This window comes from Streptosporangium sp. NPDC051023, assembly GCF_040689595.1.
Classification (GTDB): domain Bacteria; phylum Actinomycetota; class Actinomycetes; order Streptosporangiales; family Streptosporangiaceae; genus Streptosporangium.
The window spans coordinates 209,490-226,810 of sequence record NZ_JBFBCE010000002.1; the positions used below are offsets into that span (position 1 = coordinate 209,490).

15 protein-coding genes are annotated in these 17,321 nt (G+C 68.6%); 11 read left to right on the top strand and 4 right to left on the bottom strand.

Annotated elements, in window-relative coordinates; all coding sequences use genetic code 11:
* Positions 1 to 2 precede the first annotated feature (2 nt).
* The 11 genes from AB0395_RS02435 to AB0395_RS02485 all read left to right on the top strand — a co-directional run bounded on the left by AB0395_RS02435 (position 3) and on the right by AB0395_RS02485 (position 12,156).
* Positions 3 to 569 (top strand): DJ-1/PfpI family protein, encoded by a 567-nt coding sequence (locus AB0395_RS02435; protein ID WP_366276187.1) that lies wholly within the window; start codon positions 3 to 5, stop codon positions 567 to 569.
* Entirely contained in the window at positions 566 to 2,374 is a 1,809-nt protein-coding gene (locus AB0395_RS02440; protein WP_366276188.1) for an AGE family epimerase/isomerase, read from the top strand. Before AB0395_RS02435 ends, AB0395_RS02440 begins: the two co-directional genes overlap by 4 nt.
* The gene (locus AB0395_RS02445) at positions 2,371 to 2,712 is read left to right on the top strand and encodes an STAS domain-containing protein (protein WP_366276189.1); all 342 of its coding nucleotides are present in this window, start codon (positions 2,371 to 2,373) and stop codon (positions 2,710 to 2,712) included. The genes AB0395_RS02440 and AB0395_RS02445 overlap by 4 nt, the downstream gene beginning before the upstream one ends.
* Complete coding sequence (gene glgX / locus AB0395_RS02450) at positions 2,709 to 4,820, top strand: glycogen debranching protein GlgX (protein ID WP_366276191.1); 2,112 nt, start codon at positions 2,709 to 2,711, stop codon at positions 4,818 to 4,820. Before AB0395_RS02445 ends, glgX begins: the two co-directional genes overlap by 4 nt.
* 9 nt (positions 4,821 to 4,829) lie before the next feature.
* Entirely contained in the window at positions 4,830 to 5,141 is a 312-nt protein-coding gene (locus AB0395_RS02455) for an STAS domain-containing protein (protein ID WP_366276193.1), read from the top strand.
* 7 nt (positions 5,142 to 5,148) lie between these two features.
* Positions 5,149 to 5,586 (top strand): ATP-binding protein, encoded by a 438-nt coding sequence (locus tag AB0395_RS02460; RefSeq protein WP_366276194.1) that lies wholly within the window; start codon positions 5,149 to 5,151, stop codon positions 5,584 to 5,586.
* Positions 5,576 to 6,769 carry a PP2C family protein-serine/threonine phosphatase gene (locus AB0395_RS02465; RefSeq protein WP_366276195.1) on the top strand — a complete coding sequence of 398 codons (1,194 nt, stop codon included), beginning with the start codon at positions 5,576 to 5,578 and terminating at the stop codon, positions 6,767 to 6,769. The genes AB0395_RS02460 and AB0395_RS02465 overlap by 11 nt, the downstream gene beginning before the upstream one ends.
* Positions 6,769 to 7,512 carry a MinD/ParA family protein gene (locus AB0395_RS02470; RefSeq protein WP_366276197.1) on the top strand — a complete coding sequence of 248 codons (744 nt, stop codon included), beginning with the start codon at positions 6,769 to 6,771 and terminating at the stop codon, positions 7,510 to 7,512. Before AB0395_RS02465 ends, AB0395_RS02470 begins: the two co-directional genes overlap by 1 nt.
* Positions 7,509 to 8,831 (top strand): NDP-sugar synthase, encoded by a 1,323-nt coding sequence (locus tag AB0395_RS02475; protein ID WP_366276199.1) that lies wholly within the window; start codon positions 7,509 to 7,511, stop codon positions 8,829 to 8,831. The genes AB0395_RS02470 and AB0395_RS02475 overlap by 4 nt, the downstream gene beginning before the upstream one ends.
* 116 nt (positions 8,832 to 8,947) lie before the next feature.
* A complete protein-coding gene (glgB, locus tag AB0395_RS02480) occupies positions 8,948 to 10,819 on the top strand; it encodes a 1,4-alpha-glucan branching enzyme (RefSeq protein ID WP_366276201.1) in 1,872 nt (623 codons plus the stop codon).
* 185 nt (positions 10,820 to 11,004) lie between these two features.
* Entirely contained in the window at positions 11,005 to 12,156 is a 1,152-nt protein-coding gene (locus AB0395_RS02485) for a transposase (RefSeq protein ID WP_366276225.1), read from the top strand.
* A gap of 113 nt (positions 12,157 to 12,269) precedes the next feature.
* On the opposite strand, the gene AB0395_RS02490 is transcribed toward AB0395_RS02485, so the two are convergent.
* The 4 genes from AB0395_RS02490 to AB0395_RS02505 all read right to left on the bottom strand — a co-directional run bounded on the left by AB0395_RS02490 (position 12,270) and on the right by AB0395_RS02505 (position 16,813).
* On the bottom strand, positions 12,270 to 13,736 hold the full coding sequence (locus AB0395_RS02490; protein ID WP_366276202.1) for an FAD-binding protein: 1,467 nt from the start codon (positions 13,734 to 13,736) through the stop codon (positions 12,270 to 12,272).
* A 315-nt stretch (positions 13,737 to 14,051) separates the two neighbouring features.
* The gene (gene prfH, locus AB0395_RS02495) at positions 14,052 to 14,711 is read right to left on the bottom strand and encodes a peptide chain release factor H (protein WP_366276204.1); all 660 of its coding nucleotides are present in this window, start codon (positions 14,709 to 14,711) and stop codon (positions 14,052 to 14,054) included.
* On the bottom strand, positions 14,708 to 15,898 hold the full coding sequence (locus AB0395_RS02500) for an RNA ligase RtcB family protein (RefSeq protein WP_366276205.1): 1,191 nt from the start codon (positions 15,896 to 15,898) through the stop codon (positions 14,708 to 14,710). Before AB0395_RS02500 ends, prfH begins: the two co-directional genes overlap by 4 nt.
* Before the next feature lie 453 nt (positions 15,899 to 16,351).
* Positions 16,352 to 16,813, bottom strand: coding sequence for an RICIN domain-containing protein (locus tag AB0395_RS02505; RefSeq protein WP_366276206.1), 462 nt, complete (start codon positions 16,811 to 16,813; stop codon positions 16,352 to 16,354).
* Positions 16,814 to 17,321: the final 508 nt, after the last annotated feature.

The following is a 17,321-nucleotide window of genomic DNA, read 5'->3' on the forward strand; positions in this document are numbered from 1 at the left end:
CCGTGGCCGACTCACGCGTCGCGATCCTGATGGAGAGCGACTACTACGAACCAGAGATCTTCTACTACCAGCGCAGGTTCGCCGAAGAAGGCATCGCGGTCGACTTCCTCACCCGTCTGTGGGGGCAGCCGTCCATCACCTTCACCGGCCACGAGTACCGTGCCCCGTTCACGGTCTCGCTCAGCCTGGAGGACGTCGACCCGGCGGACTACTCGGTGGTCGTCGTGCCCTCCGGCATGGTCTCCGACCGGCTGCGCTACACCGAGGACGTGGAGCGGCTCGCGCCGGCCACCGACTTCCTGCTGCGGGCCTTCGACAGCCCGGGCGTCGTCAAGGGGATCATCTGCCACGGAATGTGGCTGGCCTCCTCCATCCCGCACGTCGTGCGCGGCCGCAAGGTCGTCTGCCACAACAACCTGGTCGGCGACGTGCGGAACATGGGGGCGGAGTACGTCGACAAGGACGTGGTGATCGACGGCGACCTCGTCACCGGCCGTTCGGGCCAGCACTGTCACCTGTTCGCGAGAACCCTTGTCGACCTGCTCGTACAGAAGGGCGAAACCCTATGAACTTCACCTTCTCCGACACCATCGCCGGACAGGTAACCGCCTATGACCGGCAGACGGCCGTCGCCACGGTGGTGACCGCGGACGGGCGCGAGTTCCCCGTCTCGGTGGACGGCGACCCCAGCGCCGAGCTGCTGCGCAACCTCGGCGAGCCGTACACCGACGCCTCAGGCCAGCTCGACGCCATGCTGGTGCCCGGCCGCTTCCTGTTCGCCTACGGGGTCTTCTACCCGCACGGCGACGGGCAGCTGTTCGACGCCAAGCGGATCGTCTTCCTGGGCCGGCGCCCCGGGGACTTCCGCTTCGAGGAGTCGAGCTGGTGGGCCGACCAGCTGGAGGAGATCGCGACCTTCTACCGCAGGGCGCAGTTCGGCGACGGGCCGGTCGACTTCGCCGAGTACCGCACGATGATCAGGCTGGGCGGCGAGAAGACCGACAGCCACGTGCAGGAGACCGACACGATCTCACGCCTGGTGTACGGCATGGCCTCGGCGTACATGCTCACCGGGGACGACTCCTACCTGGAGGTCGCCGAGCGGGGCACCGAGTATCTCCGGGCCAACCTGCGCTTCGTCGACGCCGACGAGGGCATCGTCTACTGGTACCACGGTCTGAGGGTCGAGGGGGACACCCAGCGCAAGCTGTTCACCTCGGAGTTCTCCGACGACTACGACGCCATCCCGATGTACGAGCAGATCTACGCGCTGGCCGGTCCCGTGCAGACCTACCGGATCACCGGTGACCCACGGATCAAGAGCGACGCGGACGCGACGCTGCGGCTGTTCGACAAGTTCTTCCTGGACCAGGAGCAGGGCGGCTACTTCTCGCACATCGACCCGATCCTGCTGAGCCCCGACCATGAGTCGCTCGGCGAGAACCGCGCGCGGAAGAACTGGAACTCGGTCGGCGACCACGCCCCCGCCTACCTCATCAACCTCTACCTCGCCACCGGCGACCCCCGCTACGCGGCGTTCCTCGAGTACACCTTCGACACCATCGTCAAGCACTTCCCCGACGACAAGAACAGCCCGTTCGTCCAGGAGCGGTTCCACCGGGACTGGTCGCACGACACCACCCACGGCTGGCAGCGCAACCGCGCCGTGGTCGGGCACAATCTGAAGATCGCGTGGAACCTCATGCGGATGCACTCCCTGAAGCCCAAGGCCGAGTACTCCGAGCTCGCCACGCACATCGGCGACATCATGCCGCCGATCGGCGGGGACCGGCAGCGCGGCGGCTGGTACGACGTGGTCGAGCGGCTGCGCCGGGACGGCGAGGAGCGTTTCCGGTTCGTCTGGCACGACCGGAAGGCGTGGTGGCAGCAGGAGCAGGCGATCCTGGCCTACCTCATCCTGTCCGGCGTCACCGGGCAGGACCGCTTCAGGCAGGAGGCGCGCGGGGCCGAGTCCTTCTACAACGCCTTCTTCCTCGACCACGACGAGGGCGCCGTCTACTTCAACGTGCTCGCCAGCGGCCTGCCGTACCTGCTGGGGACCGAGCGGCTCAAGGGCAGCCACTCGATGAGCATGTACCACTCCTCCGAGCTGTGCTTCCTCGCGGCGGTCTACAACAACCTGCTCCTCAACGGCAAGGCCATGGACCTGCACTTCAAGCCCGACCCCGACGGCTTCGCGGACCGCATCCTGCGCGTCGCGCCGGACCTGCTGCCCGCTGGCTCGGTCAGGATCGGCGCGGTCGAGATCGACGGCGAGCCGTACGACGACTACGACGCCGACGCGCTTACCGTCCGGCTGCCCGAGGCACAGGGGCGTGTGAAGGTCAAGGTCAGAGTGGAGGCCGTCCGATGACCGTCAACGTCACCGCGCACACCTCCGGCGGCGTCACCACGGCGCGGATCGAAGGGGAGATCACCAGCACCACCGCCTCCGGCGTGCAGGAGCGGCTGCTGTCGCTCCTGGGCGGCGCCGGAAGGCTGCTCATCGACTTCTCCGGCGTCTCGTACATTTCCAGCGCGGGCCTGAGGATGCTGCTGATCCTGTACCGCAGGGCCGAGCAGGCCGGGACCGGCATCGCCCTCGGCGGCCTGTCGAACGAGGTCCAGTTCGTGATGTCGGCCACCGGGTTCCTTGGTTTCTTCGAGATCACCGACGATCTCGAAAGCGAGACGGGACGCGTGCGACCGTGACCGCCGAGCGTATCGACGACTTCCCGACGCGGCAGATCGACGGGTACCGCGTCCGCCAGGGCCGCCCCTTCCCTCATGGGGCGACCCTGGTGCCCGGCGGGGTCAACTTCTCGGTCTTCTCCGACGGCGCCACCTCCATGGCGCTGGTGCTGTTCGACCGCGGCGCCGACGAGCCGGCGACGGAGCTGCCGTTCCCGCCCGAGTACCGGATCGGCAGCGTCTTCACCATGACCGTCTTCGGGCTGGACCTGGAGAACCTGGAGTACGGCTTCCGCGCGGACGGCCCGTTCGACCCGGCGAGGGGATACCGGTTCGACGCGCGGGCGATCCTCGCCGACCCCTACGCGCTGCTGCTGTCCGGGCGTGACACATGGGGGGTCATGCCGGACTGGACCAGGCCCTACCAGTACCGGGCGATGATCGCCCCGGGTGACTTCGACTGGGAGGAGGACGCGCCGCTGCGCACCCCCACCGAGGGGCTCGTCATCTACGAGACCCACGTGCGCGGCTTCACCCGCCATCCCTCGTCGGGGGTCTCGGCCCCGGGGACCTACGCCGGGCTGCGTGAGAAGATCCCCTACCTGCGGGAGTTGGGGGTCAACTGCGTCGAGCTGATGCCGATCTTCGAGTTCGACGAGTTCGACAACTCGCGGGTCAATCCGGACACCGGTGAGCGGCTGCACAACTACTGGGGCTACAACACCGTCGGCTTCTTCGCCCCGAAGGCGGGCTACGCCGCGACCGGCCCCTACGGCATGCAGGCCGACGAGTTCAAGGCGCTGGTCAAGGACCTGCACCGGGCCGGGATCGAGGTGCTGCTCGACGTGGTGTTCAACCACACCGCGGAGGGCAACGAGTACGGCCCGACGATCTCGTTCAAGGGCCTGGACAACGCCACCTACTACATGCTCACCCCTGAGGGGTACTACTACAACTTCAGCGGCACCGGCAACACCGTCAACTGCAACCACCCCGTGGTGCGCGACTTCGTGCTCACCTGCCTGCGCCACTGGGTAGCGGAGTACCACGTCGACGGGTTCCGCTTCGACCTGGCCGCGATCCTCGACCGCGGCCCCGACGGGAGCCCGCTGCCCAACCCGCCGCTGCTGGAACAGCTCGCCTACGACCCGATCCTGCGGCACAGCAAGCTCATCGCCGAGGCCTGGGACGCCGGAGGGCTCTACCAGGTCGGCCACTTCCCGAACTACGGCCGTTGGTCGGAGTGGAACGGCAAGTACCGCGACGTCCTGCGCAGGTTCATCAAGGGCGACGAGGGAACCGTGGGGGAGCTGGCCGCCAGAATCGCGGGCTCACCCGACCTGTACGGCGGGCGCGGCCCCGCCGCCTCGGTGAACTTCGTCACGGCGCACGACGGCTTCACCCTCAACGACCTGGTCTCCTACAACGACAAGCACAACGAGGCCAACGGCGAGGGCAACGGCGACGGCGCCAACGACAACAACAGCTGGAACTGCGGGGCCGAGGGGCTGACCTCCGACCCGGAGATCGGCGCGCTGCGCATGCGGCAGATGAAGAACGCGCTGGCGATCCTGCTCACCAGCCAGGGCGTCCCCATGCTGCTCGCCGGCGACGAGGTCGGCCGCACCCAGCTCGGCAACAACAACACCTACTGCCAGGACAACGAGCTGTCGTGGTTCGACTGGACGCTCGTGGAGTCCAACGCCGAGCTGCTGCGGTTCACCCAGCGGCTGATCGGGTTCCGGCGCGACCATCCGATCCTGCGGGAGGCCAGGCACCCGATCGGCGTCGACTTCTCCGAGGTGGGCCTGCCGGACGTGAGCTGGCACGGGGTGCGGCCCTGGGAGCCCGACTGGTCGCCGGGCAGCAGGCTGCTGGCCGTGATGCGCTGCGGACGGAACGCCGCGGGGGAGAAGGACCACGTCTACGTGGCCATGAACTCCCACTGGGAGGGACACGACCTGGAACTGCCCGAACTGTCCGGCGGTGTCTGGCGGATCTTCGCCGACACCGGGGCCGCGACGCCGTCCGACATCTACGAGCCCGGCACCGAGCCGGTGCTCGCCCATCCCCGGCGCCACCACATCGCACCGCGCTCGGTCGTGATCCTGACCGGCTCCCACGACTAGGAGGACACAGTGGCATTCATCGCAACCCTCAGCACCGGCTCCGGTACCGCGACCATCCACCTGGCGGGCGAGCTCGACGCCTCGACGGCGGCCGACTTCCACGACGCCATCGACGACGCCGTGGCGACCGGCGCGAGCCGCCTGGTGATCGACGCGGCGAAGCTGACCTACATCGCCAGCGCGGGCCTGCGGGCCCTGGTGTTCGCCCGCCAGAAGGTGACCGAGGACGTCGTGATCGCCATCACCGGCGTCACCGAGCCCGTCCTCAAGGTCATCCGGATGGCCGGGCTCGACCACGGCTTCGACATCACCACGTCGTGAGCTCGCCGTGCCCCGCATCTCCGCGTCCCTCGAATCGCTCGACCAGGTGGCGGGTTACGTACTGACGCTCGCCGAGCGCGCGGGGCTCGTCCCCACGCTCAAGGACCGGCTGCGGCTGGCGGCCGACGAGCTGGCGACCAACATCGTGCTCCACGGCTATGGAGAGGCCGGGGGCGAGTTCGTGATCGAAGGTGGTGTGGACGACGACTGCGTGTGGATCAGGTTCGAGGACGACGCGCGGCCATTCGACCCCCGGGCCGGATTCCGGTACCCGGAGCACGAGACGCCCCTGGCGCAACGCCGGATCGGCGGTCTGGGGGTCTACCTGGCGCTGACCGCGCTGGACGGTTTCGACTACCGGCGGGTCGCGGGACGCAACATCAGCACGCTGCGGATCCTCAGGGATGGAGCCCATGAAAAAGACCAGCGTACTTATGCTGGATGACAGCCGGGAGCCGCCGCTGCGGCTGCTGGAGTCACTCGACGAGGCGGGGGCGCGGGTACGGGTCCGTACGCCCGCCGACGTGCTCGGCGCCGGACGGACGCCGGCGGCGGACGTGCTGCTGGTCTCCGCCGAGGTCCCGCCGAACATCGTCAGGGGCGTCGTCCGGCTGATGGAGGAGGAGGGGCGGCAGCCGACCGTGCTCGCCTACACCGAGCACGATTTCGGCGCCCTCGAACGTCACGTGCTCAACGGGTCGGACTATCTGATCCCTCCCTTCCTGTCCTCGCTCGTCCGCACGCGGCTGGGCAGCTGCCACGAGCAGGCCGAGCTGAGCCGCGCGCTGCGCGAGGCCGGGAGCTTGGCCGACCTGCACCGCTACGAGCGGGAGCTGGAGATCGGCAGGGAGATTCAACTCGGCTTCCTGCCGGACTCGCTGCCGACGCCGGAAGGGTGGGGGATAGACGTCCGCTACCGTCCGGCCAGGACCGTCGCAGGTGACTTCTACGACGTGTTCGAGCTGGTCAACCGCCGCCGTCTCGGCCTCGTCGTGGCCGACGTCTGCGACAAGGGGGTGGGCGCCGCGCTGTTCATGGCGCTCATCCGCAGCCTGCTGCGGCACACCGCCGAGCACAGCGGCATCCAGAGCGTGAAGATCGTCGACATGCCGGACGCGCACGACTCGCGCGCGGTGCCCATGGTCGGCGCGGCCACCCTGCTGAACGCCGTCGAGGCGACCAACGACTACCTCACCCGAAACCACGTCCATCAGGGCTACTTCGCCACGATGTTCTTCGCGGTGCTGGATCCGGTCACCGGCAGCCTCGTGTACATCAACGGAGGGCACAACCCGCCCGTGCTGGTCCGCCGGGAGGGCGGGGATCCGCTGGTCCTCGACCCGACCGGGCCCGCGGTCGGCGTCATCCGGGACTCGACGTTCACCCTCGGCCACGCCCACCTGGACCCGGGGGACGTGCTGTTCATCTACACCGACGGGGTCACGGAGGCCCGTGCCCCCGACCGGGAGTTCTTCGGGGAGGACAGAATGCTGGACGTGCTGTGCGGGGGCGCAGGCTCGGGCGCGGACCTGCTGCAGCGGATCGACGGCGCGCTGACGGGATTCGTCGGGTCGGCGGAGCAGTCCGACGACATCACGATGATGGCTGTACACCGGACCGGTCCCTGATGGCCCGCGTCGTCACCATGCACTCCTACCGGGGAGGCACCGGCAAGTCCAGCATGGCGGCGAACATGGCGCTGCTGCTCGCCGCCCGGGGCCTGCGGGTGGGCATCCTCGACACCGACATCCAGTCACCGGCCGTGGACACGATATTCGGGGTGACGGCCGGCCCCGGGACGGGCACGTTCGCCGACTACCTGGTGGGCCGCTGCGAGATCGAGGAGGCGGCCAGGTTCGTCCCGGACAGGAACCTGTTCGTCGTCCCGAGCAGGACGGGCTTCTCCGCGATAAACGAGATCATGACGAACGGCTACGACGTCGGGCTGCTGAACGAGGGCGTCACCCGCCTCGTCGGCTCGTTCTCCCCGGACGTGCTGCTGCTGGACACGCACACCGGCGTCAACACCGAGACCGTCATGGCGGTCGCGGGCTCCGACGCACTGGTCATCGTCACCAGGGCCCATCGGCTCGACCTGGCGGGCGCGGCGGAGAGCGTCGCGCTGGCCAACCGGCTCGGCTGCGCGCAGCGGGCCCTGGTGGTGAACATGGTCCCGGAGGGGGCGGCGGCCGCCGACCTCGTGTCGCAGGTCGAGAAGGCCTACGGGTCACCGGTCACCGCGGTCCTGCCGTACGTGCCGGAGATGGCCGACCTCGCCGACGGGCACGTCTTCGTCACGGGGCGCCCGTGGCAGGCGCTGCTCGCCGGCTACCAAGAGATCAACTCTGTTGTGCTGGGGGAAGGGATATGACAACGGCCAAGGACGAGGTACGGGGGATCGCGCTGGTCGGCGGCAAGGGGATGCGGGCGCGCCCGCTGACCCTCGCCAGCCCCGACTACCTGCGGAGCAAGGCCGCCATACGGCTGGCGGGACGCAGTCTCGTCGAGTGGGGCGTGGAACTCCTGCGGGCCCAGGGCGTCACGAAGTTCTACGTGGCCGCCAACGGCAGCGAGAACCGCTGCCAGACCAAGGCCATCCTCGGCGACGGCGACCATCTCGGCGTCTCGGTCTCCTATTCGAGGACCCGGTTCGACACCACCAACGCGGGCTCGGGGGAGGCGACGCTGCGCTGTGTGGACTACTGGGGACTGGACGGGCTCGCGCTCGTCTTCCCCACCGACTCCGTCTTCGACTTCGACCTCGCCGAGATGGTCGAACGGCACCGGGCCTCCGACGCCGCGGTCACCGTCGCGACCGTGCTCCGCTCACCGGCGGAGGTCGCGGGCAAGTACGGCGTGCTGCTCAGCGGGCAGGAGGGCGTCGTCACCCGGTTCGTCGAGAAGCCGGGCCTGGAGACGGCGGAGCTCCTGGCGGGCGGAGGCGCCCTGGAGACCAACGCCGGCATGTATCTCATCGACTGTCACCGTCTCTGGGCAGCCACCCGCCGCCCCGAGCTGACGGCGCCGGGACGCAGGCTCGACTGGGGCGGGGACCTCCTGCCCTACCTGATCGCCACCGGAGCGCGTGTCGCGTCACACCCCATCGGCAGGTTCGGCGACCTCGGCAGCCCCGAGGACTACCTGCACACCATGCGGGAGGTGCTCCACGACCGCTATCCGCTGCTCAGCGAGTGGATACGGCCCGCCACGACCCACGGGCGCGGTGTGCGCATCCACGAGAGCAGCCTGCGTCTCAAGGACGAGGTCTCCGGCCGCTCGCTCGCCGAGAAGATCCGGGACGGCACGGTGCGGATCGGCCCGGACGTCCGCATCGGAAGGGACGTGGAGATCGGGCCGGGGGTGGTGCTGGCCCACTCGGACATCGCCGACGGGGTGGACATCGCGCGTGGATGCCATCTCGACGGGGTGGCGTGCGGCGAGCACAGCATCATCGGCCCGCACGCCCGCCTCTCCGACAGTGTGCTGGGGACGGCGGTCGAGCTCAGGCCGTCGGTGACCCTGGAGGGGTTCTGCGCGCTGGGGGACGAGGTGAGGGTGCACGAGGGGGTCCAACTGCACGGGGTGAGCGTCTTCCCACGGCTCGACGTGTGGAGCGAAGCGCGCATCCGCCGGGGAGTGAGCCTTGTCACCCTTGATGACGTGCTCCGATGCTCGTACCAGGTGACATGACAGTCAACTTGACAGAGTCGTCACGGATGAATGTCGGTAACTCGCGTTCGGGGGTACCGTAGCGAACGGTGAACGCTTAACTACTCCTACGGCCTGCACGCGGGAGAGACGAGACCGTGAGTTCCATTCTCAGGTGCGACGATTCACTTTCCGGCAATCCGTGTGTCCTTCCCTGGACACTGGGCGAGTTCGATCTGTGGCGCATCCGCGAAGGCCGGCACGAGCGGCTCTGGCAGGTGCTCGGGGCCCACACCACGGTCGCGGGAACGACCTTCGCGGTGTGGGCCCCGAGTGCCCGTGACATCCGGGTCGTCGGCGACTTCAACGGCTGGCACGGCCTGGCCCACCACATGAACCCGGCGGGCTCCTCAGGGGTCTGGGAGCTGTTCGTCCCCGGGGTCGGCGACGGCTGCCGCTACAAGTACGAGATCCTCGGGGCCGACGACCGCTGGAGGCGCAAGGGCGACCCGCTGGCCACGGCGTCGGAGTTCGTCCCGGACGCCGCGTCGGTCGTGTTCACCTCCGGCTACCGCTGGCACGACGCCCGGTGGCTGGCGTGCCGGGCCAAGGCGGTGGCCCACGAGGAGCCGATGAGCGTCTACGAGGTCCACCTCGGCTCCTGGCGTCCCGGGCTGACCTACCGCGAGCTCGCCGAGGTGCTGCCCGGCTACGTCGCGGGCCTCGGCTTCACCCACGTGGGACTCATGCCCGTCGCGGAGCACAGCTCGAACGAGCGCCTCTCCACCGCCCTGTACGCGCCCACCGCCAGGTACGGTGACCCCGACGACTTCCGGTACCTGGTGGACAGGCTGCACCAGGCGGGGGTTGGCGTCATCCTCGACTGGACGCCGCTGTGCTTCGCGGCGGACGACGGGGCGCTAGGCCACTTCGACGGGACGCCCCTGTACGAGGCCGACGAGATCTCCCTGTGCGAGAGCGACACCCCCGCAGACACCCCCGCAGACGGCTCCGGGGAGGCGAAGGAGTCGCTTCCGTTCGACCACCGCAGCCCGGGGGTGCGTAACTTCCTGCTGGCCAACGCCCTTTACTGGTGCTCGGAGTTCCACGTGGACGGCCTGCGGACGGACGGCGACCCGCGCTTTCGCGACACCGACGCCGTCGTGCCCTTCTTTCGCGAGGTCAACTCCCTCCTCCACGAACTGAGCCCCGGCGTGGTTACGGTCGCGGAGGGATGGAGCGTGGGAGGTGGGATGACATCGTCCACGGACTCGGGCGGGCCCGGCTTCGACTTCCAGTGGAACACCGGCTGGACCGAGGACTGCCTCAGCTACCTGTCGAGAGACCTCGCCCACCGGAGGTACCACCACGCGGAGATCACCTTTTCCATGGTCTACGCCTACTCGGAGCGCTACATCCTGCCGATCTCCCATGAGACCGGGCCCCTGGCCCCCAAGCTGCCGGGCGACCGGTGCCGGCAGCGGGCCGGTCTCCGCGGATTCCTCGGCTTCATGTGGGCCCACCCGGGCAAGCAATTGCTGTTCATGGGGCAGGAGTTCGGGCAGGAGGAGGAGTGGTGCCGCGCCCGGGGGCTGCGCTGGGACGCCGTCGACGAGGGGGTCCGCAGCCTGGTCCGCGACCTCAACGCGGCCTATCTGCGTTCTCCCGCCCTGTGGCGGCTGGACTCCTCTCCCGAGGGGTTCCGGTGGATCGTCTCGGACGCGGCCGACGAGAACGTCCTGGCCTTCGTGCGCTACGACGCGGAGGGCACGCCGATGGCGTGCGTGTGCAGCTTCTCCCCCGTGGTCCGGGAGGACTTCAGGATCGGCCTTCCCCTGCCCGGCAGGTGGATCGAGGTCCTCAACACGGACGCCTCGCCGTACGGGGGGAGTGGGGCGGGCAATCCCGGCGGGGTCGAGGCGACGGCCACCCCCTGGCAGCACTGCGCGGCGAGCACGTCCATCGTCCTGCCGCCGCTGACCACCGTCTGGCTCCAGCCCCGGCTTTCTGACAAAGTCGCCGCTCCCTAAGGCAAAAAAACCGCATGGGCGGTATGGTTTTTCTTGGCACCCCCTAACGGTGCCTTCCCATGAGTTCTCTAGGCACAGGGCGCAAGCTGAGGGGGTCGCCCGTGAGTGTCAGCTCGTTAACCTCCGAACAGGAGAACGGCGCGTCGGAATTCTTCGCCCGGTTCTGTGGGATCGTGTTCTCTTCGATGAAGCGGCGTGACCAGCGCCGATGGGCACGGTTGTACATCCGGGGGCTGCTTTCGATCGAGGGACGCAAGACGATGCGGGGGATTGCGTCCTTGGAGAGCGAGTCAGCGGTCGAGCAGAGCCTGCAGCAGTTCATCAGTCAGTCGCCGTGGGGTTGGATCTCCGTACGGCGTGCCCTGGCCGGCTATCTGGAGCAGGCCATCCATCCGATCGCGTTCGTCGTCGAGCCGCTGGTGATCCCCAAGTCCGGGGAGCACTCCGTCGGTGTCGAGCGCCGATTCGTCAAGAAGCTCGGCCGGCTGGCCAACTGCCAGCAGGTGCTCGGTGTGTGGCTGGCCTCCGAGCAGGCAGCCTTCCCGATCGACTGGCGGCTCATCCTCTCGGAGAGCTGGACCGACGACCCGGGGCGCAGGCAGCGGGCCGGCATCCCGGACGACGAGGTGAGTCTCACCGTCGAGGAGTGCGCCGCGGAGGTGGTGAGCACCATCGTCAAGGCGTGGGAGATGAGACCGCGGCCGGTCGTGATGGACGCCAGGGAGCTGGACGTCGGCAGGCTGATCTTCGAGTTGTCCAGCAGGGGCATCCCTTTTGTGTTCCGGGTCCATGACTCGATCCCGGTCAGTCCTTCTGATCCGAGGATCCCGATGGGCATGGGCCGCCGTATCGAAGCAGGCCAGCTGGTCGACGCGCTCCGCGACGTGAGCCGGATCGTGGAGTCCCGCGGTCCCCTGGCCGGCACCGCCACGCCGTCGCGTTCCGGTGTGGTGGTGGCCGCCCGGGTGCACACCCCGTTCCGGTCGGCGACGGCCCAGGACGATCTCCCCAACCTCACCTTGCTCGGTGCCTGCACGGGGCCGGAGCAGCGTTCGGTCGCGGTGTGGCTGTCCAACATCACCAAGCTGCCACCTCCGGCACTGCTGCGCATCGCGCACACGGCCGAACAGGTTTCCTGGGACCGCGCCAGGGTGACCCACCGTCTCGGGCTCCGCGACTTCGAGGGAAGGTCGTTTCGCGGATGGCACCACCACATCACGCTGGTGTCCGCCGCGCACGCCTTCTGGATGCTGCTGGCGGGCGGCCGGGACCAGCGGCTGTTCCCGCTGACTCCGGTCCCCGCCGTCTCCGGCGGCAGAACCACCCGCACAGCCTGAGCACCGCCTCTCATACGGAGCCCCGATCGCCCCGTCGCGTCTCCGGGCCCGGATCGGCCCGGAGACGTCTTTGAAGCCACAGGGAATCGGGACACGGCCGGGCCGGGTGGCGGTCAGCCGAAGATCCCCGGCCCCGGGGTCAGGATGCGGTCGGGGTCGTACTTCGCCTTGCGGCGCAGCAGGTCCGGCCACAGCTCGCCGTACTGCGCCCGCCAGTCGGCCCTGGTGAAGTCCAGGGAGCCGATGGGGTAGCGGGTGCCGCCGAGCGCCTTGGCCTTGTCGTACAGGCGGCGGTTGCGCTCGAGCATTTCGGCGGCGAAGGCCGGGTCGGGCCCGGGGGCAGGGGAGGACGTGAGGATGTCGAACAGATAGACCCACTCACTGTTCCCCGGCGGGACACGGAAGAAGGGCCGGGTCAGCTTCGAGCGCCGCTGCGGGAAGAGGAAGCCGATGCCGGTGGGCGGTCCGTAGTCGCGGGCCGTGAGCGTCGGCATGACCTCGGCGACGTACTCCTGGGCCGACTCACCGGGGAGCATCACGTCGAACCAGGGCTTGATCAGGTCGTCCCAGGCGCACTGCCGCTGCCAGGCGTCGATGACCGGGTCGTACCTCTTCACCCACTCCAGGTAGGTGGAGTTCTCGATCTCCGCAGAGGAGACGGGCGCGCTCAGCCCGCGCAGCAGGCGCTGGTCGTCGGGCGTCCTGTCGGCGTTGTGGAAGACGACGGCGTTGAGCTGGTAGGTGACGTTCTTGCCGTCCGGCACGGACATCAGGATGTAGACGCCGTCGAACTCCTTGCGCTCCAGCAGGATGTGCAGGTCGGTCCAGACCTTCGCGGTTTCGGTGATCGGGTACCGGATCATGTAGTTGCGGGCGAGCGCACGGGCGGGCAACAGGTCGATCGTGGCGCGAGTGATCACACCGCACTGGCCGAGACCGCCGAGCATCACCTCGAACAGGTCGCGCTCCCGGTCCATCGAGCACCGGTGCAGACGCCCGTCGCCGGTCACGACCTCCAGCTCGCGGACGTGGTCGATCTGCACGCCGAACTCGTTCTGGGCGGGAACACCGCCGACCGAGAGCGTGCCGCCGACCGACAGCCCGACGTACGTGGTGAACAGCGGGGGCGTGAGCCCGCGGGGAGCGGCCGCGTGGGCCGCCTCCCGCCACAGCGCACCGGAACCGACGGTGATGGAGTCGGTGCCGATCGAGTGGATGGTGGACAGCGACCGGTTCTCGATGATGAGGCCGTCGGTGAGTCCCTGCCCGTGGGTCGAGTGCCCCTGTCCACGGGTGGCGACCGGGATCCGGTGCTCGCGACAGAAGGTGATCATCTTCTGGATGTCGCGGACGGAGCCGGGCCGCAGTACCGCGCGGGGCAGGTGCTGCACGATCCTGCCGAGGTCGCGGCCGTCGGCCTGGCGGGTGGGAAGATCGGTGAGCAGGACGCCGTCCAGGTGAGGAATCCGCTGGACGCTCCGGGAGCCGGCGCTGGTCGCCCAGGCCCGGGCCGTGGGGTCGAAGCCGACAATGAGGGCGCTCGCCCCGACAGTGCCGAGGAATCGTCGTCGTGTAACCACGCCTGAGACGCTAGTGATCACCCCGAAGCCGGAACAACGCGCCTTTCGTGGCATTGCGGATCACGCGTCAGCGTGCAGAGGACCTCGCCGTCGGCCACGACCCGGCCCACCTGCACGGACTCGTGGCCCGGGAGCCCGGCCGGAGCCGGTCCGGGGGCGGCCCGAGCACGTCGGCGACGACCGAGCCCCGGCCTCACGCCGTGGACCCGCACGCACCTCACATCGCCGGGGGAGGAGCGCATGCTTTTGCCCTGGCGATTCTCATGCTGTCGGGTGCGATTCTCCTTCCGCGGTAGGGCATGGTCGGGTGGACTGTCATGGTCGTCGGCGCGCCTGCTCCTGTGAAGCCAGGTCCTGCTTCGGCGTTTCCGGGCGTTCGATGCGGGTGGGGTTGCCGCGCACGAGCTCATCGTGGACACGCCAGCGGGCGGTGGTGACGGCGCGTCCTGCCGTCTCGTCGCCGTCCTCGATGCGCTGTCGCAGCAGCCGCATGGCGATGCGGCGGTTGAGGCTGAACTGCCGCTCGGTGTCGACCACGACAACGATCCCCGAGGGCCGGTGAGTCGCCCGCACCGCCGTGCTGGCCTTGTTTCGATGTTGACCGCCGGGGCCGCCGGTGCGGCAGGCGACGATGTCGACGTCCGCTTCCTCGAACGTCGTGCGCGGGGTGTCGACCTGGCACGGTTGGGCGATGACGTACCAGTTCTTCCGGCCTGTGCCGGCCCGGTATGGGCTGGGGGCCTGCCAGCACAGGGTTCCAGTCCACGAGGCGGCGAACGCCTCGGCACCGGCTCCCGATATCTGGATCAGGACCGATCGGTAGGTATCGGGCCGGTCACCGGGAATGGTCTGGGCCCGATGGGTTTCCAGGTTCTGCCGGGTGGCGTCGGCTTCCAGGCGGCGCAGCAGCCGGGCCAGCGCCCAGGCGCACTCCTGCGGGCCACGCCCGGCCGACAGGAGCAGGTGAACGCTCACTGCCGGCCTCGCTTGCGGCGCTGGTCCCGCTGGGATGCGGATCCGAGATCGGGTGTCTTGTAGGTGACCAGAGGGACCGTGGTGGCCACGGGCGTGGCCAGGTCATGGTCGACGAGGTCGGCGATCACCTGCTCGATGCGCTTGTAGGCCGTCGGCACCTCCTCGAAGAGCAGCTGGCGATCTCCGCACACCACCAGCGACCCCACCGGTGTGCGGCGCAGCTCCTCGACCGTGTGCTTGGCCCGGCCCCGGCGCAGGGCGTCCGCACGCGACATCTTGCGGCCCGCGCCGTGCGCGACGGAATGGTTGGCGTCCGGCCCGGCGTGGGCGGCCACGAGGTAGGAGGGGGTGCCTCGCGTACCGGCAATGAGCACATCGCGGCCGTCCCCCGGCGCCGCCCCCTTGCGGTGCAGGTAGACCCCGTCGCGAACCTCGACCAGGTTGTGGCACTGGTCGACGAGCGGCTCGGCGGGCTCGGCCCCCAGGGCATGGGCGACCCGGGCGGCCATCAACCGCCGGTTGAGCGATCCCCAGCGTACGGCGTCGTCATGCATCGCCAGGTAGGCGCCGGGATCAGGGGCGGGGCCCGCGCCGTGGACCGCGGTATGCGCCCGCAGGATCCGTTCGCCCAGCCCCCGGGAACCGCTGTGGACGATGAGAACCAGGTCGCCCTCGGCGAGTCCGAGACGGCTCGCGTGGCCCGGCTCGAAGACGGTCCCGATCCGCGCCAGCTCGACGAAATGATTGCCCCGGCCGACCGTCCCGAGGCTCTCGACATGACCGGCGGGGATATCGCCCTTCACAACGGCCCAGGCCGGGTCGTCGGCATCTTGCTCGGGATCCAGCGCGCGATCGAGGTCGGGGAAGCGGGCGGCGAGCTTCTCGGGTACGGCGCGCTTGAGCTTCATGGGGAACACGGCGATGCCGCAACCGATGTCGGAGCCCACCAGGAACGGGTACAGCACGGTCGACGCCATGGCGGCGCCGATCGGGGCGCCCTTGCCAGGGTGCAGGTCCGGCATGGCGGCGACGTGCATCATGCCGTCGAGGGCGGCCACCTGCTGGCACTGCGCGAGGGCATCGGACTCGATCCAGCTTGTGGGGGAGGCGAACACGGTGACGGTGGCCGGCCCCATGGCCGGGGTGGACGGCAGCGGGGACTCCTGCCGGGAGTGTTGCTGAGACAAAAAGCTCTCTTCCCTCAAAGGGGTTATGGGTTGACAGCATTGCGAGGCGCGTCGGCGCCGTGGCATCTCGGAGTAGCGGGGGGCTGTCCGTCAGAGCGTCATGGACACCACGTTCCCTGAGCCCACCACGCGAGGCAAGCGGTTTTCGGTCGTACGGGCCTGCACGCCTGCATGCACCGCCATCGCGGATCGCCGAACTGGAGCGTGAGGTCCGCGAGCTGCGCCGCGCCAACGAGATCCTCAAGGCGGAGCGCATGCGAAAGGCCGTCGAGCGCGCCCTGAACGGACGATCACCCGACGGCCTCACGCGGGATGTCTGAGTGCCCTGTATGTGCTCTGGCGGATCACCCGGCAGAGTTAGGGAACGACTGTCCCTGTTTGGCTTTTTCGCTCTGGTCCAGTTGAGATCAAGACTGTAAGGGATCTCAGCTGGGTGGACGACGATCCGTCAACCTAGTACCACTGCTGGTAGGTGCCGTAGTTGCAGGTGTTGAGGCGCACCCCTTGGGAGATGCTGCCGTCAAGGCACCGCAGGCTGTGCGCGTTCGTGTACGTGTATCGGCCGAGATTGCCCACCTCAATCTCGCCCCACTGCTGGTAGGGGCTGCCGCTGTTGCAGGTGTTGAGGCGCACCCCCTGGGAGATGCTGCCGTCGAGGCACAGGTTGCTGTGCACGTTCTTGATTTGATAGCCCTCGTCGTACGCGTCGAAGGACCACTGCTGGTAGGTGCTGTCGTAGTTGCAGGTGTTGAGGCGCACCCCTTGGGAGATGCTGCCGTCGAGGCACAGGTTGCTGTGCACGTTAATCAAAGAGTAAATTGCCGCGGTGCCCGCGCTTGCCTGAACGGCGGTGATGCTGGTCACCAGCGCCGCTGTGGACAAGACGATTCCGATCTTGTGAGTGAGCCGAAACATGAAGATCCCCTTTTCTTGCCAGCGAGGAGAATTGCAAGGAGGAAATTCTGCAACCCGCGCTTTTCCTCGTCTGGTGCGCCGAGTGTCTGGGGCAATTCATCCACGTTTTGCAGTAACGCGTCATTGGCTATGAGCGCACTGGTCTATGCATAGAGTGCAGTACTCGCGGGGACGGCCGGAGCCGGTGCAGGGGACGTGGCGGCCGCACTGGCCGTAGCCGCAGGCCCGACCAGGCCGGGATCCCGGTAGCGCTGGCCGCGAATCCAGCGATGCCACCGCTGACCTGCGGAGACTCCTCGGGAAACATGATCCCGGGATGGCGGGTCAATCTCTACCCATGCAGGTCAGACTCATATCTGTTGGATTTTCCGCGATTGCTACCGGGACTCCAGTACGCACACCAGGGGGTCGCCTGAGTCCCCTCACGTGCAGAAACGGCCCGGCATCGTGATTCGATTCCGGGCCCGTGATTTGCGGTTGTGTTGCGCCCGCGGTCCAGAAACGCAGG

Bases quoted from the DNA above. Each gene is read 5' to 3' on its own strand.
- AB0395_RS02440 (WP_366276188.1), top strand. From the start codon at position 566: ATGAACTTCACCTTCTCCGACACCATCGCCGGACAGGTAACCGCCTAT.
- AB0395_RS02445 (WP_366276189.1), top strand. From the start codon at position 2,371: ATGACCGTCAACGTCACCGCGCACACCTCCGGCGGCGTCACCACGGCG.
- AB0395_RS02465 (WP_366276195.1), top strand. From the start codon at position 5,576: ATGCTGGATGACAGCCGGGAGCCGCCGCTGCGGCTGCTGGAGTCACTC.
- AB0395_RS02470 (WP_366276197.1), top strand. From the start codon at position 6,769: ATGGCCCGCGTCGTCACCATGCACTCCTACCGGGGAGGCACCGGCAAG.
- AB0395_RS02475 (WP_366276199.1), top strand. From the start codon at position 7,509: ATGACAACGGCCAAGGACGAGGTACGGGGGATCGCGCTGGTCGGCGGC.
- AB0395_RS02485 (WP_366276225.1), top strand. From the start codon at position 11,005: ATGAAGCGGCGTGACCAGCGCCGATGGGCACGGTTGTACATCCGGGGG.
- AB0395_RS02505 (WP_366276206.1), bottom strand. From the start codon at position 16,813: ATGTTTCGGCTCACTCACAAGATCGGAATCGTCTTGTCCACAGCGGCG.